General features: G+C 67.1%; 22 protein-coding genes. 12 read left to right on the top strand and 10 right to left on the bottom strand.

The features are described 5' to 3' along the window. Window positions 1–250: 250 nt before the first annotated feature. From OMP44_RS04750 to OMP44_RS04740, 3 genes are read right to left on the bottom strand one after another with little or no spacing between them, the layout of a single operon-like run. The gene (locus OMP44_RS04750; RefSeq protein WP_280306804.1) at window positions 251–2476 is read right to left on the bottom strand and encodes a xanthine dehydrogenase family protein molybdopterin-binding subunit; all 2226 of its coding nucleotides are present in this window, start codon (window positions 2474–2476) and stop codon (window positions 251–253) included. Further along, a complete protein-coding gene (locus tag OMP44_RS04745) occupies window positions 2473–3459 on the bottom strand; it encodes an FAD binding domain-containing protein (RefSeq protein WP_280306802.1) in 987 nt (328 codons plus the stop codon). The genes OMP44_RS04750 and OMP44_RS04745 overlap by 4 nt, the downstream gene beginning before the upstream one ends. After that, on the bottom strand, window positions 3456–3986 hold the full coding sequence (locus OMP44_RS04740) for a (2Fe-2S)-binding protein (protein ID WP_133859726.1): 531 nt from the start codon (window positions 3984–3986) through the stop codon (window positions 3456–3458). Before OMP44_RS04740 ends, OMP44_RS04745 begins: the two co-directional genes overlap by 4 nt. A 316-nt stretch (window positions 3987–4302) precedes the next feature. On the opposite strand from OMP44_RS04740, the gene paoA reads away from it, so the two are divergent. The 3 genes from paoA to OMP44_RS04725 are packed head-to-tail and all read left to right on the top strand — an operon-like array spanning window position 4303 to window position 8181. Then, a complete protein-coding gene (gene paoA / locus OMP44_RS04735; RefSeq protein WP_133859727.1) occupies window positions 4303–4971 on the top strand; it encodes an aldehyde dehydrogenase iron-sulfur subunit PaoA in 669 nt (222 codons plus the stop codon). Continuing rightward, window positions 4968–5948 (top strand): FAD binding domain-containing protein, encoded by a 981-nt coding sequence (locus OMP44_RS04730; protein ID WP_273861238.1) that lies wholly within the window; start codon window positions 4968–4970, stop codon window positions 5946–5948. Before paoA ends, OMP44_RS04730 begins: the two co-directional genes overlap by 4 nt. Before the next feature lie 10 nt (window positions 5949–5958). Further along, window positions 5959–8181: a xanthine dehydrogenase family protein molybdopterin-binding subunit gene (locus OMP44_RS04725; protein ID WP_280306799.1), complete on the top strand. Its 2223-nt coding sequence runs from the start codon at window positions 5959–5961 to the stop codon at window positions 8179–8181. 16 nt (window positions 8182–8197) lie between these two features. On the opposite strand, the gene OMP44_RS04720 is transcribed toward OMP44_RS04725, so the two are convergent. Beyond that, a complete protein-coding gene (locus OMP44_RS04720) occupies window positions 8198–9094 on the bottom strand; it encodes a DMT family transporter (RefSeq protein ID WP_187978758.1) in 897 nt (298 codons plus the stop codon). Window positions 9095–9116: 22 nt separating this feature from the next. Further along, window positions 9117–10019: a DMT family transporter gene (locus OMP44_RS04715; RefSeq protein WP_280306797.1), complete on the bottom strand. Its 903-nt coding sequence runs from the start codon at window positions 10017–10019 to the stop codon at window positions 9117–9119. 105 nt (window positions 10020–10124) lie between these two features. Here OMP44_RS04715 and OMP44_RS04710 point away from each other — a divergent pair, with 105 nt between their 5' ends. From OMP44_RS04710 to OMP44_RS04690, 5 genes are all read left to right on the top strand, one after another. Beyond that, window positions 10125–11081 (top strand): LysR substrate-binding domain-containing protein, encoded by a 957-nt coding sequence (locus tag OMP44_RS04710; RefSeq protein WP_280306795.1) that lies wholly within the window; start codon window positions 10125–10127, stop codon window positions 11079–11081. Between the two features lie 54 nt (window positions 11082–11135). Continuing rightward, window positions 11136–11513: a lysozyme inhibitor LprI family protein gene (locus OMP44_RS04705; protein WP_280306793.1), complete on the top strand. Its 378-nt coding sequence runs from the start codon at window positions 11136–11138 to the stop codon at window positions 11511–11513. Window positions 11514–11583: 70 nt separating this feature from the next. After that, window positions 11584–12240 carry a DUF2726 domain-containing protein gene (locus OMP44_RS04700; RefSeq protein ID WP_187978754.1) on the top strand — a complete coding sequence of 219 codons (657 nt, stop codon included), beginning with the start codon at window positions 11584–11586 and terminating at the stop codon, window positions 12238–12240. 16 nt (window positions 12241–12256) lie between these two features. Next, the gene (locus tag OMP44_RS04695; protein WP_280306790.1) at window positions 12257–12583 is read left to right on the top strand and encodes a hypothetical protein; all 327 of its coding nucleotides are present in this window, start codon (window positions 12257–12259) and stop codon (window positions 12581–12583) included. Window positions 12584–12636: 53 nt separating this feature from the next. After that, a complete protein-coding gene (locus tag OMP44_RS04690) occupies window positions 12637–13110 on the top strand; it encodes a GNAT family N-acetyltransferase (protein ID WP_280306789.1) in 474 nt (157 codons plus the stop codon). 500 nt (window positions 13111–13610) lie between these two features. Here OMP44_RS04690 and gntR read toward each other — a convergent pair whose 3' ends face one another. Beyond that, window positions 13611–14627, bottom strand: coding sequence for an HTH-type transcriptional regulator GntR (gene gntR, locus OMP44_RS04685; RefSeq protein ID WP_273861246.1), 1017 nt, complete (start codon window positions 14625–14627; stop codon window positions 13611–13613). 186 nt (window positions 14628–14813) lie between these two features. On the opposite strand from gntR, the gene OMP44_RS04680 reads away from it, so the two are divergent. Then, window positions 14814–15347, top strand: coding sequence for a gluconokinase (locus OMP44_RS04680; protein ID WP_273861247.1), 534 nt, complete (start codon window positions 14814–14816; stop codon window positions 15345–15347). A 66-nt stretch (window positions 15348–15413) separates the two neighbouring features. Then, entirely contained in the window at window positions 15414–16766 is a 1353-nt protein-coding gene (locus OMP44_RS04675; protein ID WP_133859739.1) for a GntP family permease, read from the top strand. Between the two features lie 162 nt (window positions 16767–16928). Here OMP44_RS04675 and OMP44_RS04670 read toward each other — a convergent pair whose 3' ends face one another. The 4 genes from OMP44_RS04670 to OMP44_RS04655 all read right to left on the bottom strand — a co-directional run bounded on the left by OMP44_RS04670 (window position 16929) and on the right by OMP44_RS04655 (window position 19674). After that, complete coding sequence (locus OMP44_RS04670) at window positions 16929–18482, bottom strand: alkaline phosphatase D family protein (RefSeq protein ID WP_280306785.1); 1554 nt, start codon at window positions 18480–18482, stop codon at window positions 16929–16931. A gap of 61 nt (window positions 18483–18543) precedes the next feature. Next, entirely contained in the window at window positions 18544–18846 is a 303-nt protein-coding gene (locus OMP44_RS04665; RefSeq protein WP_280306783.1) for a putative quinol monooxygenase, read from the bottom strand. Between the two features lie 87 nt (window positions 18847–18933). Next, entirely contained in the window at window positions 18934–19338 is a 405-nt protein-coding gene (locus tag OMP44_RS04660) for an RcnB family protein (RefSeq protein WP_133859742.1), read from the bottom strand. Between the two features lie 84 nt (window positions 19339–19422). Next, the gene (locus tag OMP44_RS04655; protein ID WP_133859743.1) at window positions 19423–19674 is read right to left on the bottom strand and encodes a hypothetical protein; all 252 of its coding nucleotides are present in this window, start codon (window positions 19672–19674) and stop codon (window positions 19423–19425) included. Between the two features lie 171 nt (window positions 19675–19845). On the opposite strand from OMP44_RS04655, the gene OMP44_RS04650 reads away from it, so the two are divergent. Together OMP44_RS04650 and OMP44_RS04645 are read left to right on the top strand one after the other, a co-directional pair. Next, entirely contained in the window at window positions 19846–21237 is a 1392-nt protein-coding gene (locus tag OMP44_RS04650; RefSeq protein ID WP_273861250.1) for an MFS transporter, read from the top strand. Between the two features lie 122 nt (window positions 21238–21359). Next, on the top strand, window positions 21360–22655 hold the full coding sequence (locus OMP44_RS04645; protein ID WP_187978748.1) for an NCS2 family permease: 1296 nt from the start codon (window positions 21360–21362) through the stop codon (window positions 22653–22655). Window positions 22656–22704: the final 49 nt, after the last annotated feature.

Genomic DNA, 22704 nt, shown 5'->3' with positions numbered 1-22704 from the left:
TTACCGACTGCCTGAAAAAGGCCCGTCTCTTGGAGGCGGGCCTTTTTCGTTTCACGGCGGAGCGAGGGGCTGCGGTAGGATGGATTGAACATAGCCAAGCCCAACATCACCTGGCCCAACGGTGTGCTCGGCATCCCTAACCCCAGCCCTCTCCCAGGGGGAGAGGGGGTGGACTGGCATAGGTCAGTGTCCCGTAGGTTGGGCTGAGACGGCTTTATCGTCGAAGCCCAACATGGCCCCAACCTCGCCCCTAGTGCAGCAGCTCGTCAGCGAAGACCTTGTCCAGGGTGATGGGCAGATCCCGGACCCGCTTGCCGGTGGCGTGGAAGATGGCGTTGGCGATGGCTGCCGCCACCCCGACGATACCGATCTCGCCAATGCCCTTGGCGCCCAGCGGATTGACGATCTCGTCGTGCTCCTCGACGAAGATCACCTCCAGCTGCTGGATATCGGCCTGCACCGGGAAGTGGTATTCGGCGAGGCTATGGTTCATCCAGCGACCTTCGTGGGTGTCCATCATCCCCTCTTCCTGCAGGCCCATGCCGATGCCCCAGACGATCCCACCGGCTACCTGGTTCTCGCCGGTCTTGAGATTGAGGATGCGGCCGGCGGCCACCGCGGTGACCACGCGACTTACCTGGACGCTGCCGAAGTCTTCGTCGACCTTGACCTCGACGAACACCGCCGAGTGGGTACCGGTGGCGTAGTTGTCGCGCTCTTCCGCCGGCTCGGCGCTGGCCAGGGTTTCCATGGACGGCGAACCCGAAGCCTTGAGGATGGCGGTGAAGTCGACGCGCTGGGCCGGATCGGTCTTGAGACTGATGCCGCCATCGGCGAACACCACCTGCTCCAGTTCGGCCTTGGCCAGCGGGGAGTCGTCCATCTCCTTTGCCGCATCCAGCAGTTGCTGACGCAGCTGGTCGCAGGCCAGTTTTACGGCGGTGCCCACCGAAGACACTGTAAAGGAACCGCCTTCGAGGGGTGCCTTGGGCAGAGTGGAATCACCGAGTTTGAAGGTCACCTTGTCCAGCGGCAGACCGAGGTTCTCGGCGGCGATCTGGGTCATCACCGTATAGGTGCCGGTGCCAATGTCGGCCGTGGCACTGGCCACCACCAGGCTGCCGTCGATGTTCATCACCGCCTTGGCGGTGGCAGGTTGCTGCATGGCTTCCCAGACCCCGGTGGCCATGCCCCAGCCCACCAGCTGGTTGCCGTCGCGCATGGAACGCGGCGCCATGCTGCGCTGTTCCCAGCCGAAACGCTCGGCCGCCTGGCGATAGCATTCCAGCAGTTCCTTGCTGGAATAGGGCTTGCCCTTGGCCGGATCCGTGTCGGTGAAGTTGCGGACGCGCAATTCCAGCGGATCGATGTCGGCGGCATAGGCCAGTTCGTCCATGGCGCTTTCCAGCGCATAGACACCCAGCACCGCGCCGGGGGCGCGCATGTCCAGCGGGGTGTAGACGTCCAGCGCGGCCAGTTGATAGGCCAGCTTGACGTTGGGACAGGCATAGAGCGACGCCGACCAGACCAGCACCATTTCGGTGAAGTCTTCGAAGCGCGAGGTGATGCCGAGGGCGCTGTGGTCGATGGCCTGCAGCTTGCCGTCGCTGTCGCAGGCCAGCTTGATCTGCTGATAGGTCTCGGGACGATAGCCGAAAGTAAACATCTGCTGGCGGGTCAGGGTCACCCGCACCGAGCGCTTGAGCTGCAGCGCGGCCATGGTCGCCAGCACCAGCTGGTATTGCGGACGCAGACCGGAACCGAAGGCGCCACCGACGAAGGGTGAGATGACCTTCACGTCGCCTTCGCCCAGACCGAAGATGCTGCTGACGAACTGGGCGCTGTTCTGCACACCCTGGGTCTTGTCGTGCACCGTCAACTTGCCGTCCTTGTGGTAGATGACGGTAGAGGCATGCATCTCCATGGGGTTATGGAATTCCGCCGCGGAGTGGTATTCGGCTTCGATGCGGGTAGGCGCCGCGGCCCAGGCTGCCGGGGCGTTACCCCGATTCTCCGGCAACTCCATGGGCGCTTCGTGGGCCTGGTCGCGAGCCTGGGCCAGGTCGGTGGCGTGCTCCTCTTCGCTGTATTGGGCACGGATCAGCGCGGCAGCGTGGCGCGCGGCCTCGAAGGTCTCGGCCACTACCAGGGCAATGGGCTGGCCACTGTAGAGGATGCGGTCGTTGTACAGCGGCCGGAAAGGCTTGCCGTCAGCCGCATCCATGTCGGTATAGCTCTCGTCATAGCTGGCCATCTTGGGTCGATTGAGGTGGCTGAGCACCTCGATGACACCGGGCTGGGCCAGGGCTTCGCTGACGTCCAGGCCGAGCAGGCGACCCTTGGTGATGGTGGCGTTGACCACGAAACCAAAGGCCAGATCCGGCACGCTGAATTCGCCGGCATACAGTGCCTGGCCGGTGACCTTGAGCGGACCGTCGACGCGGGGAACGGCTTTTTGCAGATGGACGACGGTCATTGCAGGGTACCTCCGGCGGCTTCGGTAAGGGCACGCACGATGGCGCGCCGTGCCAGTTCGATCTTGAAGCTGTTATGGGCGAAGCCCTGGGCGCCTTGCAGCAGGCGATCGGCCAGCTGGCCGAAGGCCGCCTTGTCCGCCACCTGGCCGATCAGTGCCTGTTCGGCCTCCGGCAGCCGCCAGGGCTTGTGGGCCACGCCGCCCAGGGCGACACGGACCTGCTTGATGCGCTCGCCATCCAGTTCCAGGGCTGCCGCGACCGAGACCAGAGCGAAGGCATAGGAGGCGCGGTCGCGGATCTTCAGGTAGGCGCTGTGGGCGGCCAGGCTCTCGGCGGGCAGAGTCACGGCGGTGATGAGTTCGTCGGCGGCGAGGTGGGTGTCGCGCTCGGGAGTGTCGCCGGGCAGGCGGTGGAAATCAGCGAAGTCGATGACCCGCTCGCCGTTCGGACCGCTCACCTCGACCCGGGCTTCCAGGGCAGCCAGGGCCACGCACATGTCCGAGGGATGGGTGGCGATGCACTGCTCGCTGTGGCCAAGGATGGCGTGGATGCGATTCTGCCCTTCACGAGCGCCGCAGCCGGAGCCGGGTTCGCGCTTGTTGCAGGGGGTGCCCACGTCATAGAAGTAATAGCAGCGGGTGCGCTGCAGCAGGTTGCCGCCGGTGGAGGCCATGTTGCGCAATTGCGGGGAAGCGCCGGCGAGGATGGCCTTGGCCAGCAGCGGATAGCGACGCTGCACCTCGGGGTGGTAGGCCACCTCGGCGTTCTTGACCAGGGCACCGATGCGCAGACCGCCCTCGGTGGTGGTCTCGACCTCGCGCAGGGGCAGGCCGTTGACGTCGATCAGTTGCTCGGGGCGCTCGACGTTTTCCTTCATCAGGTCCAGCAGATTGGTGCCGCCGGCGATGAAATGGGTCTGGGGGCCATGTTGGCGGATGGCATCGGGCACGGCGTTGGGCTTGGCATAACCGAAGCGGTTCATTCGCGGCCCTCCCCTTGCTGGCAATCCGGACGCGCCCGCTCGATGGCGGCGCGGATGTTCCGATAGGCTCCGCAGCGGCAGAGGTTGCCGCTCATCTGCTCGGCCACCTCGGCCTCGCTGTGGGCGTGGCCCTCCTTGAGCATGCCGATCGCCGAGCAGATCTGCCCGGGGGTGCAATAGCCGCACTGGAAGGCGTCTTCGGCAACGAAGGCGGCCTGCATGGGGTGCAGCTGGTCGCCCTGGGCCAAGCCCTCGACGGTGGTGACCTCGGCGCCGTCCTGCATGACCGCCAGGGCCAGACAGCTGTTGATGCGGGTGCCATTGACCAGCACGGTGCAGGCGCCGCACTGACCATGATCGCAACCCTTCTTGGTGCCGGTCAGGTCGAGGTGGTCGCGCAGCAGATCGAGCAAGGTAGTCCAGGGCTCGACCGCCAATTGCAGCTGCTTGCCATTGAGGGTCAGGGCGATGGTATGGGACTCGGGTTCGGCCAGGGGCTGAACCTGGCGCGCGGGGGTGGCGTTCATGGCGGACCTCACGGTTAAAGCCGCGGGGTGCAGATTGCCCCCGTGGTCGGAATAGGCGGTGGCAGCGAAGGGCCACCTCAGGTAAGGGACTGTCCCCGACCGGAACCGGTTCAGCACCCCTGCCCAGCGGTATTCAACGTAACGTTGAAAGCCGCTCAGCGATACGGTGAGAGTCCCGATCCAGAGCCTTTCCTCGGCGTCAGGACATATTCGGTATGGCGCCTGTCCATGCCAGCAGCCCAGTGGCCTGAACCCCACTGCCACCGGGGTAGTCATCAGAACTCCCGTGATGTGCCCTAACGATGAGAATCCGACCATGGCTTCCGACTCCGATGCACGCTGGCGCCTGTCGCGGCGGCAGTTTCTCGGCACCTCCGCGGTGCTGGTGGCGACCAGCGCCATTCCCGGCTACACCTTCGCCCAGGCCAGTGGTGGCGCGCCCCTGACGCCCCAGGCCATCGCCGCGCGGCTGCCGCAACTGCTGCCGCTGACCCTGCAGATCAATGGCGAGGCGCGCAGGCTCAAGGTCGACAGCCGTACCACCCTGCTCGATGCCCTGCGCGAGAACCTGCACCTCACGGGCACCAAGAAGGGCTGCGACCATGGCCAGTGCGGCGCCTGCACGGTGCTGGTCAATGGCCAGCGCATCAACAGCTGCCTGAGCCTGGCGGCCATGCACGAAGGCGACACCATCACTACCATCGAAGGCCTGGGCAACGCCGAGCGCCTGCATCCCATGCAGGCGGCCTTCCTGGCCAAGGACGGCTTCCAGTGCGGCTATTGCACCCCGGGGCAGATCTGCTCGGCGGTCGCCCTGCTGGACGAGGTCAAGGCCGGCATGCCCAGCCACGTCTCGACGCGCCTCGACGGGCCGATGCGGCTGAGCGAAGAAGAAATCCGCGAGCGCATGAGCGGCAACCTCTGCCGCTGCAGTGCCTATCCCAACATCGTCGCGGCCATCCAGATGGCGGGGGGCCAGGCATGAGGGTCTTCGACTATCAACGCGTGCAGACCGAAGCCGATGCCAGCCGCCAGGGCGCCCAGGCCGGCAGCCGCTTCATCGCCGGGGGCACCAATCTGCTGGACCTGATGAAGCTGGAGATCGAAACGCCCAGCCAGGTGCTGGACATCAATCGCCTGCAGCTGGACCAGATCAGCGCCACCCAGGAGGGTGGCCTGCGCATCGGTACCCTGGTGCGCAATTCCACCCTGGCCGCCGACTCCCGGGTACGGGAGCGCTATCCGGTGCTCTCCCGTGCGCTGCTGGCCGGCGCCTCGGCGCAATTGCGCAACAAGGCCACCACCGGCGGCAACCTCCTGCAGCGCACCCGTTGCTCCTACTTCTACAACACCGCCATGCCCTGCAACAAACGCCAACCCGGCAGCGGTTGTGCGGCTCTGGGCGGCTTCAATCGGATGAACGCGGTGATCGGCGCCAGCGACCAGTGCATCGCCGTGCATCCCTCCGACATGGCGGTGGCCATGCGGGTGCTGGACGCCACGGTGGAAACCCGGGAAGCCACTGGCCGCACCCGGCGCATTCCTATCGCCGACTTCCATCGCCTGCCTGGTGACACCCCGCAGATCGAGACGGTGCTGCAACCCGGCGAACTCATCACCGCCGTCACCCTGCCGCCGCCACCGCCCGGCATCCAGGTCTATCGCAAGGTGCGCGATCGCGCTTCCTATGCCTTTGCCCTGGTGTCCATGGCGGCCATCGTCGAGCTGGACGGCACGCGTATTCGCAGCGGTCGCGCGGCGTTCGGCGGCCTGGCGCACAAACCCTGGCGGGTGGCGGCGGCCGACCGGGCCTTTGCCGGCCAGACCCTGGACAGCGATCTGGCGGCCGTGGGCGATGCCCTGCTCGCCGGAGCCCGTGGCTATGGCCACAACGATTTCAAACTCGAGCTGACCCGTCGCATCCTGCGCGCCGGGGTGGCCGACGCTCGCCAACAGGCCTGAGGACAGCAGCATGGAAATGAATGAACCCGCTGGCCGCAACCTGATCGACGAGAATCGCGGCGGCCTGATCGGCAAGCCCATCGATCGCGTCGACGGCCTGCTCAAGGTCACCGGCCAGGCGCCCTACAGCTTCGAATTCCGCAACGATCGCGTCGCCTACGGCTTCATCGTCGGCGCCACCATCGCCAAGGGCCGCATCCGGCGCCTGGACACCTCGGCTGCGGAGAGCGCGCCCGGTGTGCTCAGCGTGCTGACCTATCGCAATGCGCCGCGCCAGGCCGCCCGCGAGCCGGACAACAGCGGCCGCTTCACCCGGCCCAAGCCCTACCTGGACAGCGACCAGGTGCGCTATTTCGGCGAACCCGTGGCCTTCGTGGTGGCCGAGACCTTCGAGGAGGCGCGCCTGGCGGCGGCCCTGGTGGAGATCGACTACGTGGCCGAGCCGGGCGTCTTCGACCTGGCCGCCAATCTCGGCCAGGCGGTGAAGCCGCCGGATGCCGATCAGCCCACCGACACCGCCTCGGGCGATGTGGATGCCGCCTTCGCCCGGGCGCCCGTCAAGCTCGACGAGCGCTACACCACGCCCTACCACATCCATGCGCAGATGGAGCCCCACGCCAGTCTCGCCCAGTGGGATGGCGACCGGGTGACGATCTATTGCTCCACCCAGTTCGTCGAGCAGGCGCAGAGTTGCGTGGCCAATACGCTGCAGCTGCCCAAGGACAAGGTACGCATCGTGGCGCGCTATATCGGTGGCGGCTTTGGCGGCAAGTTGCCGATCTATGCCGATGCGCTGATCGGCGCCATGGCCGCCCGGGCCATCGGCCGGCCGGTCAAGGTCACCCTCACCCGCCAGCAGATGTTCCAGATCACCGACCATCGCTCGGCCACCGTGCAGCGCATTCGCCTGGGTGCCGACCGCGATGGCCGTATCCAGGCGATGGCCCACGAGGGCTGGTCCCATTCCGCTCGTGGCCTGACCTACTACGAACCCACCGGCCTGTCCTCGCGTACCCTCTATGCCGGCGATGACCGCCTGGTAGCGCACCGCATGGTCGAGCTGGATCTGCCCGAGTCCGGCTCCTGCCGGGCGCCCGGCGAAGCCGTGGGGATGCTTGCCAGCGAAAGCGCCATGGACGAGCTGGCGGTCATGCTCGCGCTCGATCCCATCGAGCTGCGCATCCGCAACGAACCCAGCCAGGACCCGGAAAAGCACATCCCCTTCTCCTCCCGCAAGCTGGTGGAATGCATGCAGGACGGCGCCCGCCGCTTCGGCTGGACCAAACGCAATGCCAAGCCCGGTCAGGTGCGCGACGGCGACTGGCTGATCGGCATGGGCATGGCCGCGGCCAGTCGCGCCAACATGCTCAGGCCGTCCCAGGCCGGGGTCCGCCTGGAGGCCGATGGCACGGCCACGGTGAAGACCTCGATGACCGATATCGGCACCGGGACCTACACCATCCTGGCGCAGATCGCCGGCGAGTCGCTGGGCTTGCCGGTGGAGCGAGTCAAGGTGCTGCTGGGCGACAGCGACGATCCGGCCGGGGCCGGCTCCGGCGGCTCCTTTGGCGCGGCCAGTTCCGGCTCCTCGGTCTATGTCGCCTGCGAGAACCTGCGCCTGAAGGCGGCGCAAGCGGCGGGCCTCGATCCGGCCAGCGCCCGCTTAGTCGGTGGCCGGCTGATCGCCGACAATGGCAGTCGCGACCTCGCCGAACTGGCGCGCGAGCACGATCTCCAGGCCATCGGCGAGATCAAGCCGGGGCAGACGCTCAAGGACTATTCGCAGCAGGGCTACGGGGCCTTCTTCGCCGAGGTGGGGGTGCACGCCCTCACCGGCGAAATCCGCCTGCGGCGCATGCTCGGGGTGTTCGCTGCGGGGCGCATCCTCAACGAGAAGACCGCCCATTCGCAGATGCTTGGCGGGATGATCTGGGGGGTGGGCAGCGCCCTGCACGAAGATGGGGTGATCGATACCCGCCACGGCCACTTCGTCAACCACGACCTGGCCGACTACCACTACCCCTGCCATCTGGACATCCCGGCCATCGAAGCCCATTTCCTGCCGGAAGTGGATGACAAGGCCAATCCGCTGAAGATCAAGGGTGTCGGCGAACTGGGCATCTGCGGCGCCGGGGCCGCCCTCACCAACGCCGTCTACAACGCCTGCGGGGTGCGCATCCGCGACTATCCGCTGACGGTGGACAAGGTGCTGGCCGGACTCAAGACGGCCTGACGCCGGGCGGCGCGGTTCAGCGCGCCGCCTTGCTTCCCGCCCGCGTTGCCAGCAGCACCCCACCGATGGCGATGACCATGGCCACCCAGGCCAGGGGCGGCAGGGTTTCGCCCAGCAGCAGCCAGGCGCTCAGGGCGGCGCCCGGCGGCACGCAGAAGAACAGCGCACTGACCCGCGCCGCCTCGCCGGCGCGGATCATCCACACCAGCAGGCTGATGGCCAAGAGCGAGTTGGCCAGCACCAGATAGGCCAGGGCACCGATGAAGGCCGGCGCCCAGTGCACCGGGCTGTGCTCGAACAGCAGCGCCAGGGGCGCGCAACACACCAGGCCGACGCTGTACTGCACCAGGTTGTTGGTGACCGGATGCTGGGCCACGCCCAGGCGCTTTTCGTAGAGCACGGCACTGGTCATGCCCAGCAAGGCGCCTACCGCCAGGCAGATGCCGAACAGGGATTCCACGGCGACGCTGGCGCGCGCCACTATCACCCCGATGGCGCCGAGCAGTCCCAGGGCCAGTCCCAGCCACTGCAGCGGCGCCACCCGCTCGCCCACCAGCAGGGGCGCGCCCAGAGCCACCAGGATGGGTTGCAACGAGGCGACCATGGCCACCACGTTGGCCGAGGCGCCCATCACCAAGGCGCCATAGCTCATGCCGAAATAGACGCCCTGGATGAGAAAGCCCACCACCGCCAGATTCGCCCATTCCCGCCGGGTGCGCGGCAGCGGCGGACGCAGGACCAGGAAGGCGATCAGCAGCACGCTGAAAGCCAGGGCATAGCGCATCGCCAACAGGGTGAAGGGGGGCGCATAGGCCAGGCCCACCTTGGACACGGCGAATCCGGCGGACCACAGGGCCAGGAACACCAAGGGGATGAGGCGCAGCAACCAGGGATTCAGCGGAGTGGACGACATCGGACGCTCAGGGCCAGGCGAGTCAGCGGGACGCGACTCGCGAGCGGGAAGGATAGCTGACGATCAGCAGGCCGCTGAGCACCAGGGCCGCGCCGGCGAGAAATCCCGGTCCCGGGGTCTCGCCCAGCAGCCAGACGCCCATCAGTACACCGAACAGCGGCGTCAGCAGGGTCAGCACGCCCAGGGGCGCCGCGCGATAGCGACTGAGCAGCACGAACCAGCCGAGCAGGCTGATGCCGGCGACGATGAACACCTGGAAGGCCAGACTCGACCAGGCCAGGGAGTCCAGCCCGGCCAGATCCAGGCGCTTGCCGAGCGGCAGGGCCAGCGCCAGCAGCACCACCCCGGTCACCCCGAGTTGATAGAACAGGGTGCGCAGCGGCGGCGCCTCGGCCAGGGCGCTGCGGCGGATCAGCACCGTGGTGGCGCCCCAGGCGGCACCGCCGACCAGGCCGATCAGGTCGCCCTGCCAGCTGGTGCCGCCGCTCGGCTTGCCGATCAGGAAGGCGCAGGCCACGCCACTGGCCGCCAGCACCATGCCCAGCCACTGGCGCCCCGACAGCCGCTCGCCCGGCACCAGCCAGTGCAGGCCACAGGCGGCGAACAGCGGCGCCGTGTAGATGAACACCACCATGTGCGCGGCGCTGGTGTACTTCAGGCCCACCGCCATGCAGAGGAACTCCAGGGCGAACAGCGAACCGGCGAGCAGCCCGGGAATCAGCGTCCGGTCACGGCCCAGGCAACGGATGCCGCGCCAGCGCGCCAGGCCATAGAGCAGCCCGGCCGCCAGCAGCGAACGCCAGCCGATCTGCAGCAAGGGGTCCACCTGCTCGGCGATGGCCTTGATCGCCGTCTGCTGCAGGCCCCAGACCAGGCAGAGCACCAGCATGACCAGCACGGCGGGGAGGTCGAGCTCCTTGCGCATGAGCGTCGTTCCAGGAAAAAAGTGAGCCTGCAGGATGACCGTGGCTGAACAGGTCGGACAAACGATGTTTAATGGGCGTCAGGCTCAGGAAAACTAAGGCTCAGCGTGACCACCGCCCTCCCCCTCAACGCCCTGCGCGCCTTCGCCGCCGCTGCGCGACACCAGCACTTCGCCAAGGCCGCGGACGAGTTGCATGTCACGGCCGGCGCCATCAGCCGGCAGATCCGCCTGCTCGAAGCCGAACTGGGACAGCCGTTGTTCGAGCGCCTGCCCCAGGGCGTACGGCTCACCGCCCAGGGTCGCGCCTTGGCCGGGGAGATCGCGCCGCACCTCGATGGCCTGACCCGCGCGGTCGCCCGGGCCCGGATCAAGAGCAGTGTCCTGACCGTCAGCGCGCCCCCCACCTTCGGCCAGGAATGGCTGTTGCCGCGGCTGGAAGACTTCCAGCGCCAGCATCCGGATATCGAGGTCTTTCTCGACGCTTCGTCCGCCATCGTGCCCCTGGGCACCGAGGGCGGTGCCCAGGCGGCGATCCGCTATGGCCGCGGCGACTGGCAGGACGGCGAGACGCGCCTGCTGCTGCGCGAATGGATCTTTCCGGTGTGCAGCCCGGCGCTGATCCCGGCGCCGCTGGCAGGGCCCGCCGCCTTGCTGGACTATCCGCTGCTGCATGCCGAATGGCCCGGTGGCTGGCGTTCGGGTCGCCCCAGCAGCCGGTCCAATGCCTGGCAGGACTGGTTCGCCAGCCAGCAGGTGCCCCTGGGCGACAGCCTGCGCGGTCCGCGCTATTCACTGAGCGGCATGGCCCTGCAACAGGCGGCCGCCGGCAAGGGCGTGGCGCTCGGCGGCGGCGTGCTGGCCCAGCGCCTGCTGGCCAGCGGAGCCCTGGTCCGCCCGCTGCCGGATCGGTTCGACCAGCTGTCGGCCCAGGCCTACTTCCTGGTGTTGCCCAAGGGCGCGGTGGACGCGCCGGTACAGCGCTGGATCGACTGGCTGCTGGTGCAGATCCGCCAATTCCGCGAGACCCAGGGCGAGCCGCAGGAGACCGGCGGCGCCTGGTGAGCGCCGCGCTTTTACTGCAGTCTAGGCGGCCTGCCCTTGCAATAGTCAGCCTGCATGATCACCTGTCGCCTGTCCGCCCTGCTCGCCCTGCTGCTCTCGACCGCTGCCCTGGCCGCCGAACAGGCCCCGGCCACCTGCGATCGCCAGGGTAGCGAGGCGCAGCTGGCGGCCTGCGCCAGCCAGGACCTGGCCGTGGCCGAAGCCCGGCTGGCCGACGTCTACGGTCGACGGATGGCGGGTCTCTCCACTGAACAACGACCTGCTTTCGAACGCCTGCAACGACTCTGGCAGGACGATCGCGCCCCCCGCTGCGCTACCGCGACGCGGGGTTTCCAGGGCGCCATGCAGCAGCTGCAGTATCTGAGTTGTCTGAAGTCGGTGACCCTGCTGCGGCTGGACGATCTGCAACGGCAACTACCGCGGCGCGACTGACGCTTCGTCGCCACCGCTGCTGTCCTGCGCCGGAACTCACTATCATGGCGCCCCGCTGTTGGAGTTCGAGATGTACGAGCGTTACCTGCCCCTGCTGGTCCCGGCCGGACTGCTGCTTCTGGGGGCGCTGTGGTGGTGGCAGCGCCGGCGCCAGGCCGCCTTTCCCTATCGCCAGGTCGAAGCCCTCTTCACCCCCGCCGAACAGGCCTTTCTCGCCGTGCTCGACGAAGCCGTGGGCGACGACTATCGGGTATTCGGCAAGGTGCGCATCGCCGATGTGGTCCAGACCCTGCCGCTGCGCGACCGCCGCCGCTATCTGATCGCGCAGAACCGTATCAACTGCAAGCACTTCGACTTCGCCATCTGCCGGCGTGACGACCTCGCCGTGCACGCCGTGGTCGAACTCAACGACAGGTCGCACCTGCAGCGCCATCGCCAACAGCGCGATCGCTTCGTGAGGTCGGTGTGCGAGGCCGCCCAGTTGCGCCTGGTGGAGATTCCCGCGGCGGCGCGCTATTCCGCCACCGCCGTACGCGATGCCGTGTTCGGCGGGCGCCGTCCGCGCACCCGGGTAGCGCCCCCCAGCCAGGCGCTGGCGCCGGAATGCCCGGAGTGCCAGGCGCCCATGGTCCGCCGTCGCGCGCGCAGCGGTCGCCACCAGGGGCGGGAATTCTGGGCCTGCTCGAACTACCCGGATTGCCGCGCCCTGCTTGACATCGACGACTGACCAAGGGGCCCCTGCCATGCGTTATCCCACCACCCCGGACGGACGCTACTTCGTGGTCAGGGGCCGGCTCTGGCGCTGCACTGATCCCAGCCTGCCCGCCGATCGCCGCGACGCCCTGACCCATGAGCTGATGGATGCGCGCCGCCAGGTGGACGCAGCCAAGCGCCAGGGTGACGAGGCCGCCCTGCGCAGCGCACGCGCCGCGGTGGACGCCGCCAAGCACGCCCTGGGCGAGCGCGGACCGGTCTGGTGGACCGATGGCGCCCCCGACTACAACCGGCGGATGGCCCGGAACACCCCCTATGCCGACTGGTACCGGCAGCTGGATGTCGAGACTTCCTGAGCCGCACCATGCGGCGTAAGGTGAACGGCTGAATCCTCTTGCGAGCACCGCTCTTGCGTATCCGCCCCGCCTTCGTCACCGACCTCGCCGCCATCTGCCGGCTGGCCGAACAACTCGCCGAGCAGCATCACCGGCAGGCCCCGGCGACCTTTGCCAAGCCCTCCGGCGGCTGGCGCGACCAGGACTACTGGGCCGCCCAGCTGGAGCCGGAAGACGGGGTGCTGTTCGTCGCTGACGCCAGCGACGAACTGGTTGGCTTCGTTACCGCTCGACTGTCCGACACCCGCTCGATTTCCTTTCTGCAACCGCTGATCCTCTGTCGGATCGGCACCCTGGTGGTGTCTGCCAGCCACAGACGGCTGGGCGTGGGCGCACGGCTACTGGAAGCCGTGGAAGCCTGGGCTCGGAACAACGATGTCGACGAATTGCGCCTGGAGGTGATGGAGTTCAACGAGGACGCCCAGGCCTTCTATGCCCGCCAGGATTTCCAGGGGCAGTCGCGGATTCTGGCCAAGGCGTTGCGGTAGGGTTGGCTGCCGCGCGATCGCGGCCATGAGTGCGATGGACCAGCACCCTCACCCCAGCCCTCTCCCAGGGGGAGAGGGGGTTAGCGGAGCGGTCGGCGGCCACCGCGCAGGACTTTGTAGCTTGGGCTGAGCGCAGCGAAGCCCAACAGACCCCATCGCCGGCCTGAAGCTTCGACGAGGGTCCCTACACGCTCTCGCGGCTCACCAACTCGAATCCCAGATCCACGCAGCGCCGTAGCGTGGAAAACGGCGTAGCCTTTTCCACGAGTAGCCCGCCACGAGGGCTTGCCTCACACCCGCCCTTCCCAGGAGGGAGAGCAGGCGCTTGGAGCGGATGCTCGTTTTCGATGGCTCAGGCGATAAGAAAGCTGCTCCCAATAGAGACATCGACACCTACTGCGAGTAACTGTCCTATCGAGGCCATGGGCCGCTCCTACAGAAGAGATCGGTACCTGTAGGAGCGGCCCATGGCCGCGATGATCCGACGCGAGCGACTAGCCCTACACACTCTCGCGACTCACCAGCTCGAATCCCAGATCCACGCAGGTCGGTTGGCTGCGGCCGTCGAGCAGCCCCAGCAACAGGGTCGCGGCCTGGCGCCCTACCGCGGCGCGGGGGGTCTGGATGGAGGTCAGCCGGGGCACGGTATGCGCCGAGCCGGGCAGGTCGTTGAAGCCCAGCACCGAGATCCGTTGAGGTATGGCAATGCCCAGCCGCTGGGCTTCGAACAGCGCGCCCTGGGCCAGGTCATCGTTGCAGAAGAACAGGCCGTCGACCTCAGGCCGGCGGGCCAGCAGTTTGCGGAACTGGCGGGCGCCCAGGCCCACGGATGACGGCTGTGGATCCAGCACATCCAGACTCGGGTCATAGCAGCCCGCCGCGCGCAGCACCTCGCGAAAGCCCTCGCCCCGGGCCAGCGCCCGCGGGTCGAGCTGGGCCGCGACATAACCCAGGCATTTGCGCCCCGCCGCCAGCAGATGCCGCGCCGCCGCGGCGCCGGCGGCGTGCTGGGAAAATCCGACGCTGGGCACCGACCCCGCCGGATCCAGCTCCATCATGTGCACTCGCGGCACCCCGCTAGCAGCCAGCAGCTGGCGTGCGGCGTCGGTACGGTCGAAGCCGGTCAGCAGCAGTCCCCGGGGCTGATAGGCCAGGTAGTTGCGGATCAGCTTCTCCTCTTCCACGGGATCGTAGTGGTAGTTGCCGATCAGCACTTCCAGGCCACGGGGACGCAGCACCTCGTGGATGGCCTCCAGCGGCTCGATGAACAGATGGTTGGACAGCGAGGGGACCAGCACCACCACCGAATGCCCCTGGGCGGAGGCCAGGGCGCGGGCGGCCGGATTGGTGACATAGCCAAGGCGCGCGGCAGCTTCTTGCACGCGGGTGACCAGCTCGGGCGCCACGCTGGCGACACCGCGCAGGGCACGCGAGGCCGTGATGGGGGAAACACCGGCCTGCAGCGCCACCTCGGTAAGGGTGGGCCGACCGGAACTACGAGAACCCGTTCGATTCATTGTTATGGTTTCAGGCTTGTCAGAGACGGAGAACGCGCCTAAGGTAGCGCTGTCTCACCAGACACTACAAGCCTGGCGTGCCCTTCCAGGACACGTCGGCATTCGGCCTAACAAGATCGACAAGAACTGGAAGCCGCTACCTTTTTCCTTTTTCGAGGTAGCGCTGTCTCCAGACCGGAGGTGACGATGGACACTCCCATTCCCGCGCTGGTGGTCATGGGCGTCGCAGGCTGCGGCAAGAGCAGCGTCGGCGCGGCCATTGCCGAGCAGGACGGTGGCCGCCTGATCGAAGGCGATGCCTTCCACCCCGCCGCCAACATCGCCAAGATGAGCGCCGGCATTCCCCTCGACGATGAAGATCGCGCTGGCTGGCTGACCCGCCTCGGTGAGGAACTGGCCGCCGCCGTGGCCGCGGGCGAACGCCCGGTACTCACCTGCTCCGCGCTCAAGCGCCGCTACCGTGACCAGTTGCGCCAGGCCGTGCCCGGTCTCGGCTTCGTCTTTCTCGAACTGACCCGCGAGACCGCCGCCCAGCGCGTCGCCAATCGTCCGGGGCACTTCATGCCCGCCAGCCTGATCGACAGCCAGTTCGCCGCCCTCGAAGCACCCCACGGTGAACCGGCTACGCTGGTAGTGGATGCACGCGACAGCCTGCCCGCCATCGGCACCCAGGTGTCGGCCTGGTGGACCACCTCGGCGCGCCTGGCCCAGCCGGCCTAACGAGACAGCGCTACCCATTCCAATCCAATCACCCGCAACGCCCACAACAACAATAGGAGAGGCGCCATGTTCGGCATGGACCACAACAGCTTCCTTCTGCTCGACGCCCTGGTCACCATCATCGGCCTGGTGCTGCTGATCACCAAGTTCAAGGTCCATCCCTTCATCGCCCTGACCATCGCCTCGGGCTTTCTCGGCCTGACCTCCGGCATGCCGGTGGAAAAGGTCATGAAATCCTTCCAGGACGGCTTCGGCGGCGTACTCGGCTTCGTCGGCATCCTGCTCGGCCTGGGCACCATGCTCGGCAAGCTGATGGCCGATTCCGGCGGCGCCGACCAGATCGCCCAGACGCTGATCCGCGCCTTCGGCATCAAGCGCGTGCACTGGGCGATGATGTTCGCCGCCTTCCTGGTGGGCATCCCGCTGTTCTTCGAGATCGGCTTCGTGCTGCTGGCACCCCTGGTGTTCATCGTCGCCCGCCGTACCGGGCTGTCGCTGGTCAAGCTGGGCATCCCGCTGCTGGCCGGCCTGTCCGCCGTGCATGGCCTGGTGCCGCCGCACCCGGGTCCGCTGCTGGCGGTCGGGGTGTTCGGTGCCGACATCGGCAAGACCATCTTCTATGGCCTGCTGGTCGGCCTGCCCACCGCCATGATCGCCGGTCCCCTCTTCGGTGCCTGGATCTCCAAGCGTATCCCCGGTTCGGCCAACCCCGAACTGGTCGCCCAGATCGCCCAGGAGACCGACAACCGCAATCTGCCGGGCTTCGGCATCACCGTCTTCACCGTGCTGCTGCCGGTGATCCTGATGCTGCTCAAGGCCTTCGCCGACATCTTCTTCGCCGCCGACAACCACTTCCGCATCTGGATGGACTTCATCGGCCACCCCATCACCGCCCTGCTCGCCGCCCTGCTGCTGAGCTTCTACAGCTTCGGCACCGCCTGCGGCTTCTCTCGCGAGAAGATCGTCAAGCTGCTCGACCAGAGCCTGGCGCCAGTGGCGGCCATCGTGCTGATCGTCGGCGCCGGCGGTGGTTTCAAGCAGATGCTGGTGGCCAGCGGCGTGGGTGAGGTGATCGGCAACCTGGCGGTGCAGACGCAGATCTCGCCGATCCTGCTGACCTGGCTGGTGGCGGCGGTGATCCGCGTGGCCACCGGTTCCGCCACCGTGGCGACCATCACCGGCGCCGGCATCGTCGCCCCCGTGGTGGCGCTGATCCCCGGTGTGAACAAGGAATTGCTGGTACTGGCCGCCGGTGCCGGTTCGGTGATCCTCTCCCACGTCAACGACGCCGGCTTCTGGCTGGTGAAGCAGTACTTCAACATGACCGTGGCCGAAACCTTCAAGACCTGGTCGATGATGGAAACCATCCTCTCGGTGGTGGCCCTGGCCTTCATCATGCTGCTGTCGCTGTTCGTCTGAGCCCCGCAGAGCCTGTTCCAAGGCTAGCGAGCTAGAGCCAAGCAAGGCCTAGGCGGCCCCGCGAAAATAGCTGAGGAAGCGGAGTTTATGTAGGGTAAATGAGCATTCCGAAGCCATTTTCAACGCAGATTGGCCGACGCGCAGCAGCTTTGGAGCAGGCTCTCAGGCAGGGACGGCCCCTGGCCGCCCCGCCTCCACCACAAAGCTTGCCCGGGTGCCGCGTCCGGCATCCGGGCGCGTTCGATCACTGATGGTGCGCAGGTCCACCTGCAACCGTTCCCGCGTCAGCTCCAGGGCCAGATAGCCACGCTCCCGGCTGTCGAAGAAGCGCACCTGGGGATTCTCCGGCAACAGCGCCTGGAAACGGCGGTAGTCCGGTCCGTCCGAGGTGATGGAGGTGCCGACGAATTCGCTCGCCACTACAGGACTCCGCTCGTCTTCCGGCTCGCGGTGCAGGTCCGTCACCCAGAAGGAATGGATGTCCCCGCCCAGGGTTACCGGATTAGCCAGGCGGCTGTCAGCCATGGCCGCGAGCAGCCGCTCGCGAGTCGCCGGGTAGCCGTCCCAGCCATCGGTCCAGCGCGCCGGATCGCCCTCCGGCAGGCGCTGCCGCAGGGGTGCCAGCAGGAGATCCTGGGCGATCAGATTCCAGCGGGTGGCATTGTGGCGAAAGCCATCCAGCAGCCAGCGCTCCTGCGCCTGCCCGAGCATGCTGCGCGCGGCGTCGCGCAGACCCGGGCAATCCGGGGCGACCAGCTGGCCACCGCGGGTCCTGGGCGTCGTGCAGGCCGGTTCGCTGCGGTATTGCCGACCATCGAGCAGATGGATCTCCGCCAGGTCACCGAAGCGCCACCGGTCATAGAGGCGCAGCGCGCTGCCCTGGGTCCGCCACCCGCGCAGCGGCGCATGTTCGCGAAAAGCCTGGTAGGCAGCCTGCCGCCGCGCGGCGAAGGCAGCCAGACTGACCCTGGGGTCCGCCGCCCAGGGACCGGAATAGTCGTTCTGCACCTCGTGGTCGTCCCAGGTCATGAGACTGGTGACATTGGCGTGCAGGTACTGCAGATCGGGATCGGTGCGGTACAGCGCATGGCGCCGGCGGTAACTGGCCAGGTCCCGGGCTTCCGGCAGGCCATGCCGACGCACGGCCGGCAGCAGCAGGGGCACGTTGGCCTCGTAGATATAGTCCCCGAGGAACAGCGCCAGATCCGCCTGTTCGTCCGCCATGTGCCGATAGGCGCTGAAGAAGCCCTTCTCATAGTGGGAGCAGGAAGCGGCCACCAGCTTCAGGCGCTGCGGAGCGCTGGCTGACGGCGGTAGCGTAGTGGCGCGCCCGATACGACTCTGGTGGCCCAGCGCGGTGAAACGGTACCAGTAGGGCCGTCCCGGCAGCAGACCGGTCAGGGGGATGGACAGGCAGAAAGCAGACTGTGGCTGTGCCTGGATCACTCCGCGCTGCACCACCTGGCGCAGCCCCGGATCCAGGGCCACTTCCCACCCAGCCTTGACCGGACCATGCAGACCGCCCAGGCCGTCCTCGGCCAGCGGATCGGGCGCCAGGCGGGTCCAGATGACGAAGCCGTCGGTAGCAGGATCACCACTGGCGACGCCCAGGGTGAAGGGATCCGGCTGTGGCGTGCGAGCGCTGCAACCGGCGAACCAGGGTGCGCTCAGACCCAGGCCGAGCAGGCCCAGCGCTTGACGTCGAGAGGTACTCATCCAGGCCTCCAGGAAAAGAGGCCAGGGTGGCTCAGGCAGGTGACAACGGCATGTCGGCGGCTCAGGCCAGCGGCAATTCCTCGAGGATCATGACCTGCGGCGTGTCGACGAGCAGACCGTCCAGATCGCTCAGCAACTGCTTGAAGTGAGGGGTTTGCTCGTGCTCGGCCAGGGCTTCGCGACTGGCCCAGCGTTCGACGAAGACATAGCGACCTGCATGGCTCGGATCGCGGTGCGGGGTATAGAAGTGACAGGCGGCTTCGGCGCGGGACGGCGCGACGATGGCACGCATGGCGTTTTCGACAGCCTCGGCCTGACCGGGTTTGGCCTGCAGGATGGCGACGACACGGATTTCACTGGTCATGCAAAAACTCCAGAAGGGGTGCTTCAGCCTGGCGACTGGACACCCCGAATGCCACCGGGGCCGAGGGCCGGCCCCGGTCATGGTGGATCACTGTTTGGCTTTGACGATCTTGTCGATCACCGCATTGCTGCGCTTGATCAGCACATAGTCGGAGCCGATCTTGACCCATTGGCTGTCTTCGCCCGGCTGCTCCAGACCATGCTTCTTGAAATCCTTGATCACGTACTCGTCACGGATGTACTTGCGCGGCGCCCGGCCACCCTCTTCGAGTTCAAAGGTAGGATGATCAGGGTCGTGGGTGACCGCCTCATCGCTCTGACTGGCGTCCTTCTTGTTGACCTTGTTCTGGTACTGCGAGCTGGTGGGCTCCGAAGCGGCCTTGTCGGCGGCCGGCTTGGTCGGGGTCATGGATTCGGGCGCGGCCTGGACATGCAGGGCCCCGGTCAGGACGACGGCGCCCAGCGCCAGGGAGAGCAGTGATTGCTTGGTCATGGGGTGTTTCTCCTCTGCGTTCGAGGTTTTGACCCCGGGGCCGGAGAAAAAGCTCCACGAATACCTACGGTTGCGCTGCTGGCCTTACAACCGTTCGTCCCGGTCGGCCTTTACCAGGGTCAGCACCCGCGGCAACTGGCGCGAGCGCTCGGTGGAAAAGGCGTCCAGCGCGCAGCTCAGCCGATAGGACTGCTGACTGAGTCGCGAGGCTTCCTGGCGCAAGGTGAGGAAGTTGAGGAAATAGCGCTGGTGCTGACGCTTGGCCTGGCTACCCCGTTCAAGCAGGCGCCGGGCTTCCGCCATGGCCACGATGTGGCTGTCGGTCACGTCCTTCATGCAACGGTTTCCTCGTGGCGATGACAATTATCGAACCTGTTTCTTCTCGACTTTAGCAGCCCGTCCGAACAGGGTGGTGAATCCTTTGACTTTTTATCGGCAAGCCAGGGCTGGCGCGCCTTGCGACACCTCAGGCAGAGTAGCCCACCCCCCTGCCCAGAGGTGCAGCCCTTGGAACGCTGGAAGCTTCTCGCCGGCCTGGTGAGCTTCACCTTTTTCATGGAAAACCTGGACGCCACGGTGATCGCCACGGCGCTGCCGCAGATGGCCCTGTCCTTCGGCCGCGATCCGGTGGACCTCAACCTGGGCATCAGCGCCTATCTGCTGGCGATCGCCGTGGGCATTCCGGTGAGTGGCTGGATCGCCGAGCGCTTCGGTCCCCGCCCGGTCTTCACCCTGGCCATCGGCGTCTTCACCCTGGCCTCGCTGCTCTGTGGCATGGCCCTGTCCCTCGAACACTTCATCGCCGCGCGCATCCTCCAGGGGCTCGGCGGCGCCCTGATGGTGCCCGTGGGGCGCCTGGTGGTGCTGCAGGTCACCGAAAAGCACGAGTTGGTGCGCGCCATCGCCCTCATCACCTGGCCGGGCCTGGTGGCCCCTGTGCTCGGCCCGCCCCTGGGCGGCCTGATCACCACCTATGCCGACTGGCGCTGGATCTTCTACCTCAACCTGCCGCTGGGCTTGATCGCCCTGCTGCTGGCCTGGCGCCTGGTGCCCGCCGACCTGCCGACCCAGCGCCATCCGCTGGACTGGCGCGGCTTCCTGCTGCTGGGCGGCGCCTGCGTGGCCTTCATGTGGGGCGTGGAGCGCCTCGGCCAGAACCATGGCAGCTTGGGCGCCAACCTGGCCTGGATGGGCATAGGGCTGATCCTCGGCACCAAGGCGGTGCGCCATATGACCCGGATCGAACGCCCGCTGATCGATTTTGGCACACTGCGCATCCCCACCTACCGCGCGGCCATTCTCGGTGGCGGCCTGTTCCGCGTCACCATCGCCACGGCGCCCTTCCTGCTGCCCCTGCTGTTCCAGCTGGCCTTTGGCCTGGACGCCTTCCAGGCCGGCCTGCTGCTCCTGGCACTGTTCGCCGGCAACCTGGCGGCCAAGCCCTTCACCACCGCCACCATGCGCCGCTTCGGCCTGCGCACCATCCTGACCGTCAACGGCCTGCTCAGCGCGTTCAGCCTGCTGGCCTGTGGCCTGCTCACTCCGGACTGGCCCTTGCCGGCGATCCTGCTCCTGCTGTTCTTCAGCGGGGTGTTCCGCTCGCTGCAGTTCACCGCCAGCAATGCCCTGGCCTTCGCCGACATCCCCAAGTCGCGGCTGAGCCATGCCTCCACCCTGTTCAGCACCAATTTCCAGCTGGCCATGGGCCTGGGCGTGGCCATCGCCGCCCTGCTGCTACGCGCCTCGATGGACTGGCACGGCCACCTCGACCCGCAACTGGCGGACTTTCGGCTAGCCTTTTGCATAGTGGCCGTGCTCGGCATCCTGAGCACCCTGGATGCCTTCCGCCTGGCCCGCAACGCAGGCGATTCGGTCAGCGGCCATACCTCTGGAAGTTGACCAGGCGGACAGGGCTCCAGGCGATGTCGATTGGGGGTTAGGGCTTAGCGTCTTACCCGTGTTTACCGACCTGTTATGATGCGCGCCTTTTTCCGATCAGACCGGCGCGCACGAGGCATCCCATGCTGGAAAGACTCTTCCAACTCAAGGCCCACAACACCTCTGTCCGCACCGAACTGCTGGCCGGGGTCACCACCTTCCTGGCCATGGCCTACATCCTGTTCGTCAACCCGAGCATCCTCGGCGCCACCGGCATGGACAAGGGCGCGATCTTCGTCGCCACCTGCCTGGCCGCCGCCATCGGCTCGGCGCTCATGGGACTCATCGCCAACTACCCCATCGCCCTCGCCCCGGGCATGGGCCTCAACGCCTTCTTCACCTACACCGTGGTCCTGCACCTGGGCCATACCTGGCAGGTGGCCCTGGGCGCGGTATTCCTCTCGGCGCTGATGTTCTTCCTGCTGTCGATCTTTCGCATCCGCGAATGGATCATCAACAGCATCCCGCTCCCGCTGCGCTCGGGCATCGCCGCCGGCATCGGCCTGTTCCTGGCGCTGATCGCCCTGCAGACCGCCGGCATCGTGGTGGGTAATCCGGCGACCCTGGTGGGCCTGGGCGACCTGTCCAAGCCGGGTCCGCTGCTGGCCATCCTCGGCTTCTTCCTGATCGTCGTGCTCGAAGCGCGCAAGGTCACCGGCGCGGTGCTGATCGGCATCCTGGTGATCACCGTGATCGCCATCGCCCTGGGCGTCAGCGCCTTCGGCGGCCTGGTCTCCATGCCGCCGTCGCTGGCACCGACCTTCCTGCAGCTGGACATCCGGGGCGCCCTGGACGTCGGCCTGATCAGCGTCATCTTCGCCTTCCTGTTCGTCGACCTGTTCGACAACTCCGGCACCCTGATCGGCGTGGCCAAGCGCGCCGGCCTGATGGGCAAGGACGGCCATCTGCCGAAGATGGGCCGCGCCCTGATCGCCGACAGCTCCGCCGCCATGTTCGGCTCGCTGCTGGGCACCTCCACCACCACCAGCTACATCGAATCCGCCGCCGGCGTTTCCGCGGGCGGGCGTACCGGCCTCACCGCCGTGGTGGTCGCGGTGCTGTTCCTGCTGGCGCTGTTCTTCGCTCCCCTCGCGGGTAGCGTGCCAGCCTTCGCCACCGCCCCGGCGCTGTTCTTCATCGCCGTGCTGATGACCTCGGGCCTGGCCGAGATCGAGTGGGACGACCTGACCACCGCCGCCCCGGTGCTGGTCACCGCCCTGGCCATGCCGCTGACCTATTCCATCGCCAACGGCATCGCCTTCGGCTTCATCACCTGGACGGTCATCAAGCTGCTCTCCGGCCGTACCCGCGAGCTGAATTCGGCGCTGATCGTGCTGTCGATCCTGTTCGTCATCAAGCTGGGCTGGTTCAACGCCTGACCCCTCCCCTCGGGGCTCCGGCCCCGAGGGGAGGGGTCAGGCGTTGAAC

This window comes from Pseudomonas flavocrustae (genome assembly GCF_029872515.1).
GTDB classification, from domain to species: domain Bacteria; phylum Pseudomonadota; class Gammaproteobacteria; order Pseudomonadales; family Pseudomonadaceae; genus Chryseomonas; species Chryseomonas aestiva.
The sequence above is the reverse complement of the archived record's forward strand: the minus strand, read 5'-3'. Positions and strand labels throughout refer to the sequence as shown.

What these genes read in the sequence shown, in the direction of transcription:
- OMP44_RS04750 (WP_280306804.1), bottom strand. Translation starts at nt 2,476, where the DNA reads ATGACCGTCGTCCATCTGCAAAAAGCCGTTCCCCGCGTCGACGGTCCG.
- OMP44_RS04745 (WP_280306802.1), bottom strand. Translation starts at nt 3,459, where the DNA reads ATGAACCGCTTCGGTTATGCCAAGCCCAACGCCGTGCCCGATGCCATC.
- OMP44_RS04740 (WP_133859726.1), bottom strand. Translation starts at nt 3,986, where the DNA reads ATGAACGCCACCCCCGCGCGCCAGGTTCAGCCCCTGGCCGAACCCGAG.
- paoA (WP_133859727.1), top strand. Translation starts at nt 4,303, where the DNA reads ATGGCTTCCGACTCCGATGCACGCTGGCGCCTGTCGCGGCGGCAGTTT.
- OMP44_RS04730 (WP_273861238.1), top strand. Translation starts at nt 4,968, where the DNA reads ATGAGGGTCTTCGACTATCAACGCGTGCAGACCGAAGCCGATGCCAGC.
- OMP44_RS04725 (WP_280306799.1), top strand. Translation starts at nt 5,959, where the DNA reads ATGGAAATGAATGAACCCGCTGGCCGCAACCTGATCGACGAGAATCGC.
- OMP44_RS04720 (WP_187978758.1), bottom strand. Translation starts at nt 9,094, where the DNA reads ATGTCGTCCACTCCGCTGAATCCCTGGTTGCTGCGCCTCATCCCCTTG.
- OMP44_RS04715 (WP_280306797.1), bottom strand. Translation starts at nt 10,019, where the DNA reads ATGCGCAAGGAGCTCGACCTCCCCGCCGTGCTGGTCATGCTGGTGCTC.
- OMP44_RS04705 (WP_280306793.1), top strand. Translation starts at nt 11,136, where the DNA reads ATGATCACCTGTCGCCTGTCCGCCCTGCTCGCCCTGCTGCTCTCGACC.
- OMP44_RS04700 (WP_187978754.1), top strand. Translation starts at nt 11,584, where the DNA reads ATGTACGAGCGTTACCTGCCCCTGCTGGTCCCGGCCGGACTGCTGCTT.
- OMP44_RS04695 (WP_280306790.1), top strand. Translation starts at nt 12,257, where the DNA reads ATGCGTTATCCCACCACCCCGGACGGACGCTACTTCGTGGTCAGGGGC.
- gntR (WP_273861246.1), bottom strand. Translation starts at nt 14,627, where the DNA reads ATGAATCGAACGGGTTCTCGTAGTTCCGGTCGGCCCACCCTTACCGAG.
- OMP44_RS04680 (WP_273861247.1), top strand. Translation starts at nt 14,814, where the DNA reads ATGGACACTCCCATTCCCGCGCTGGTGGTCATGGGCGTCGCAGGCTGC.
- OMP44_RS04675 (WP_133859739.1), top strand. Translation starts at nt 15,414, where the DNA reads ATGTTCGGCATGGACCACAACAGCTTCCTTCTGCTCGACGCCCTGGTC.
- OMP44_RS04670 (WP_280306785.1), bottom strand. Translation starts at nt 18,482, where the DNA reads ATGAGTACCTCTCGACGTCAAGCGCTGGGCCTGCTCGGCCTGGGTCTG.
- OMP44_RS04665 (WP_280306783.1), bottom strand. Translation starts at nt 18,846, where the DNA reads ATGACCAGTGAAATCCGTGTCGTCGCCATCCTGCAGGCCAAACCCGGT.
- OMP44_RS04660 (WP_133859742.1), bottom strand. Translation starts at nt 19,338, where the DNA reads ATGACCAAGCAATCACTGCTCTCCCTGGCGCTGGGCGCCGTCGTCCTG.
- OMP44_RS04655 (WP_133859743.1), bottom strand. Translation starts at nt 19,674, where the DNA reads ATGAAGGACGTGACCGACAGCCACATCGTGGCCATGGCGGAAGCCCGG.
- OMP44_RS04645 (WP_187978748.1), top strand. Translation starts at nt 21,360, where the DNA reads ATGCTGGAAAGACTCTTCCAACTCAAGGCCCACAACACCTCTGTCCGC.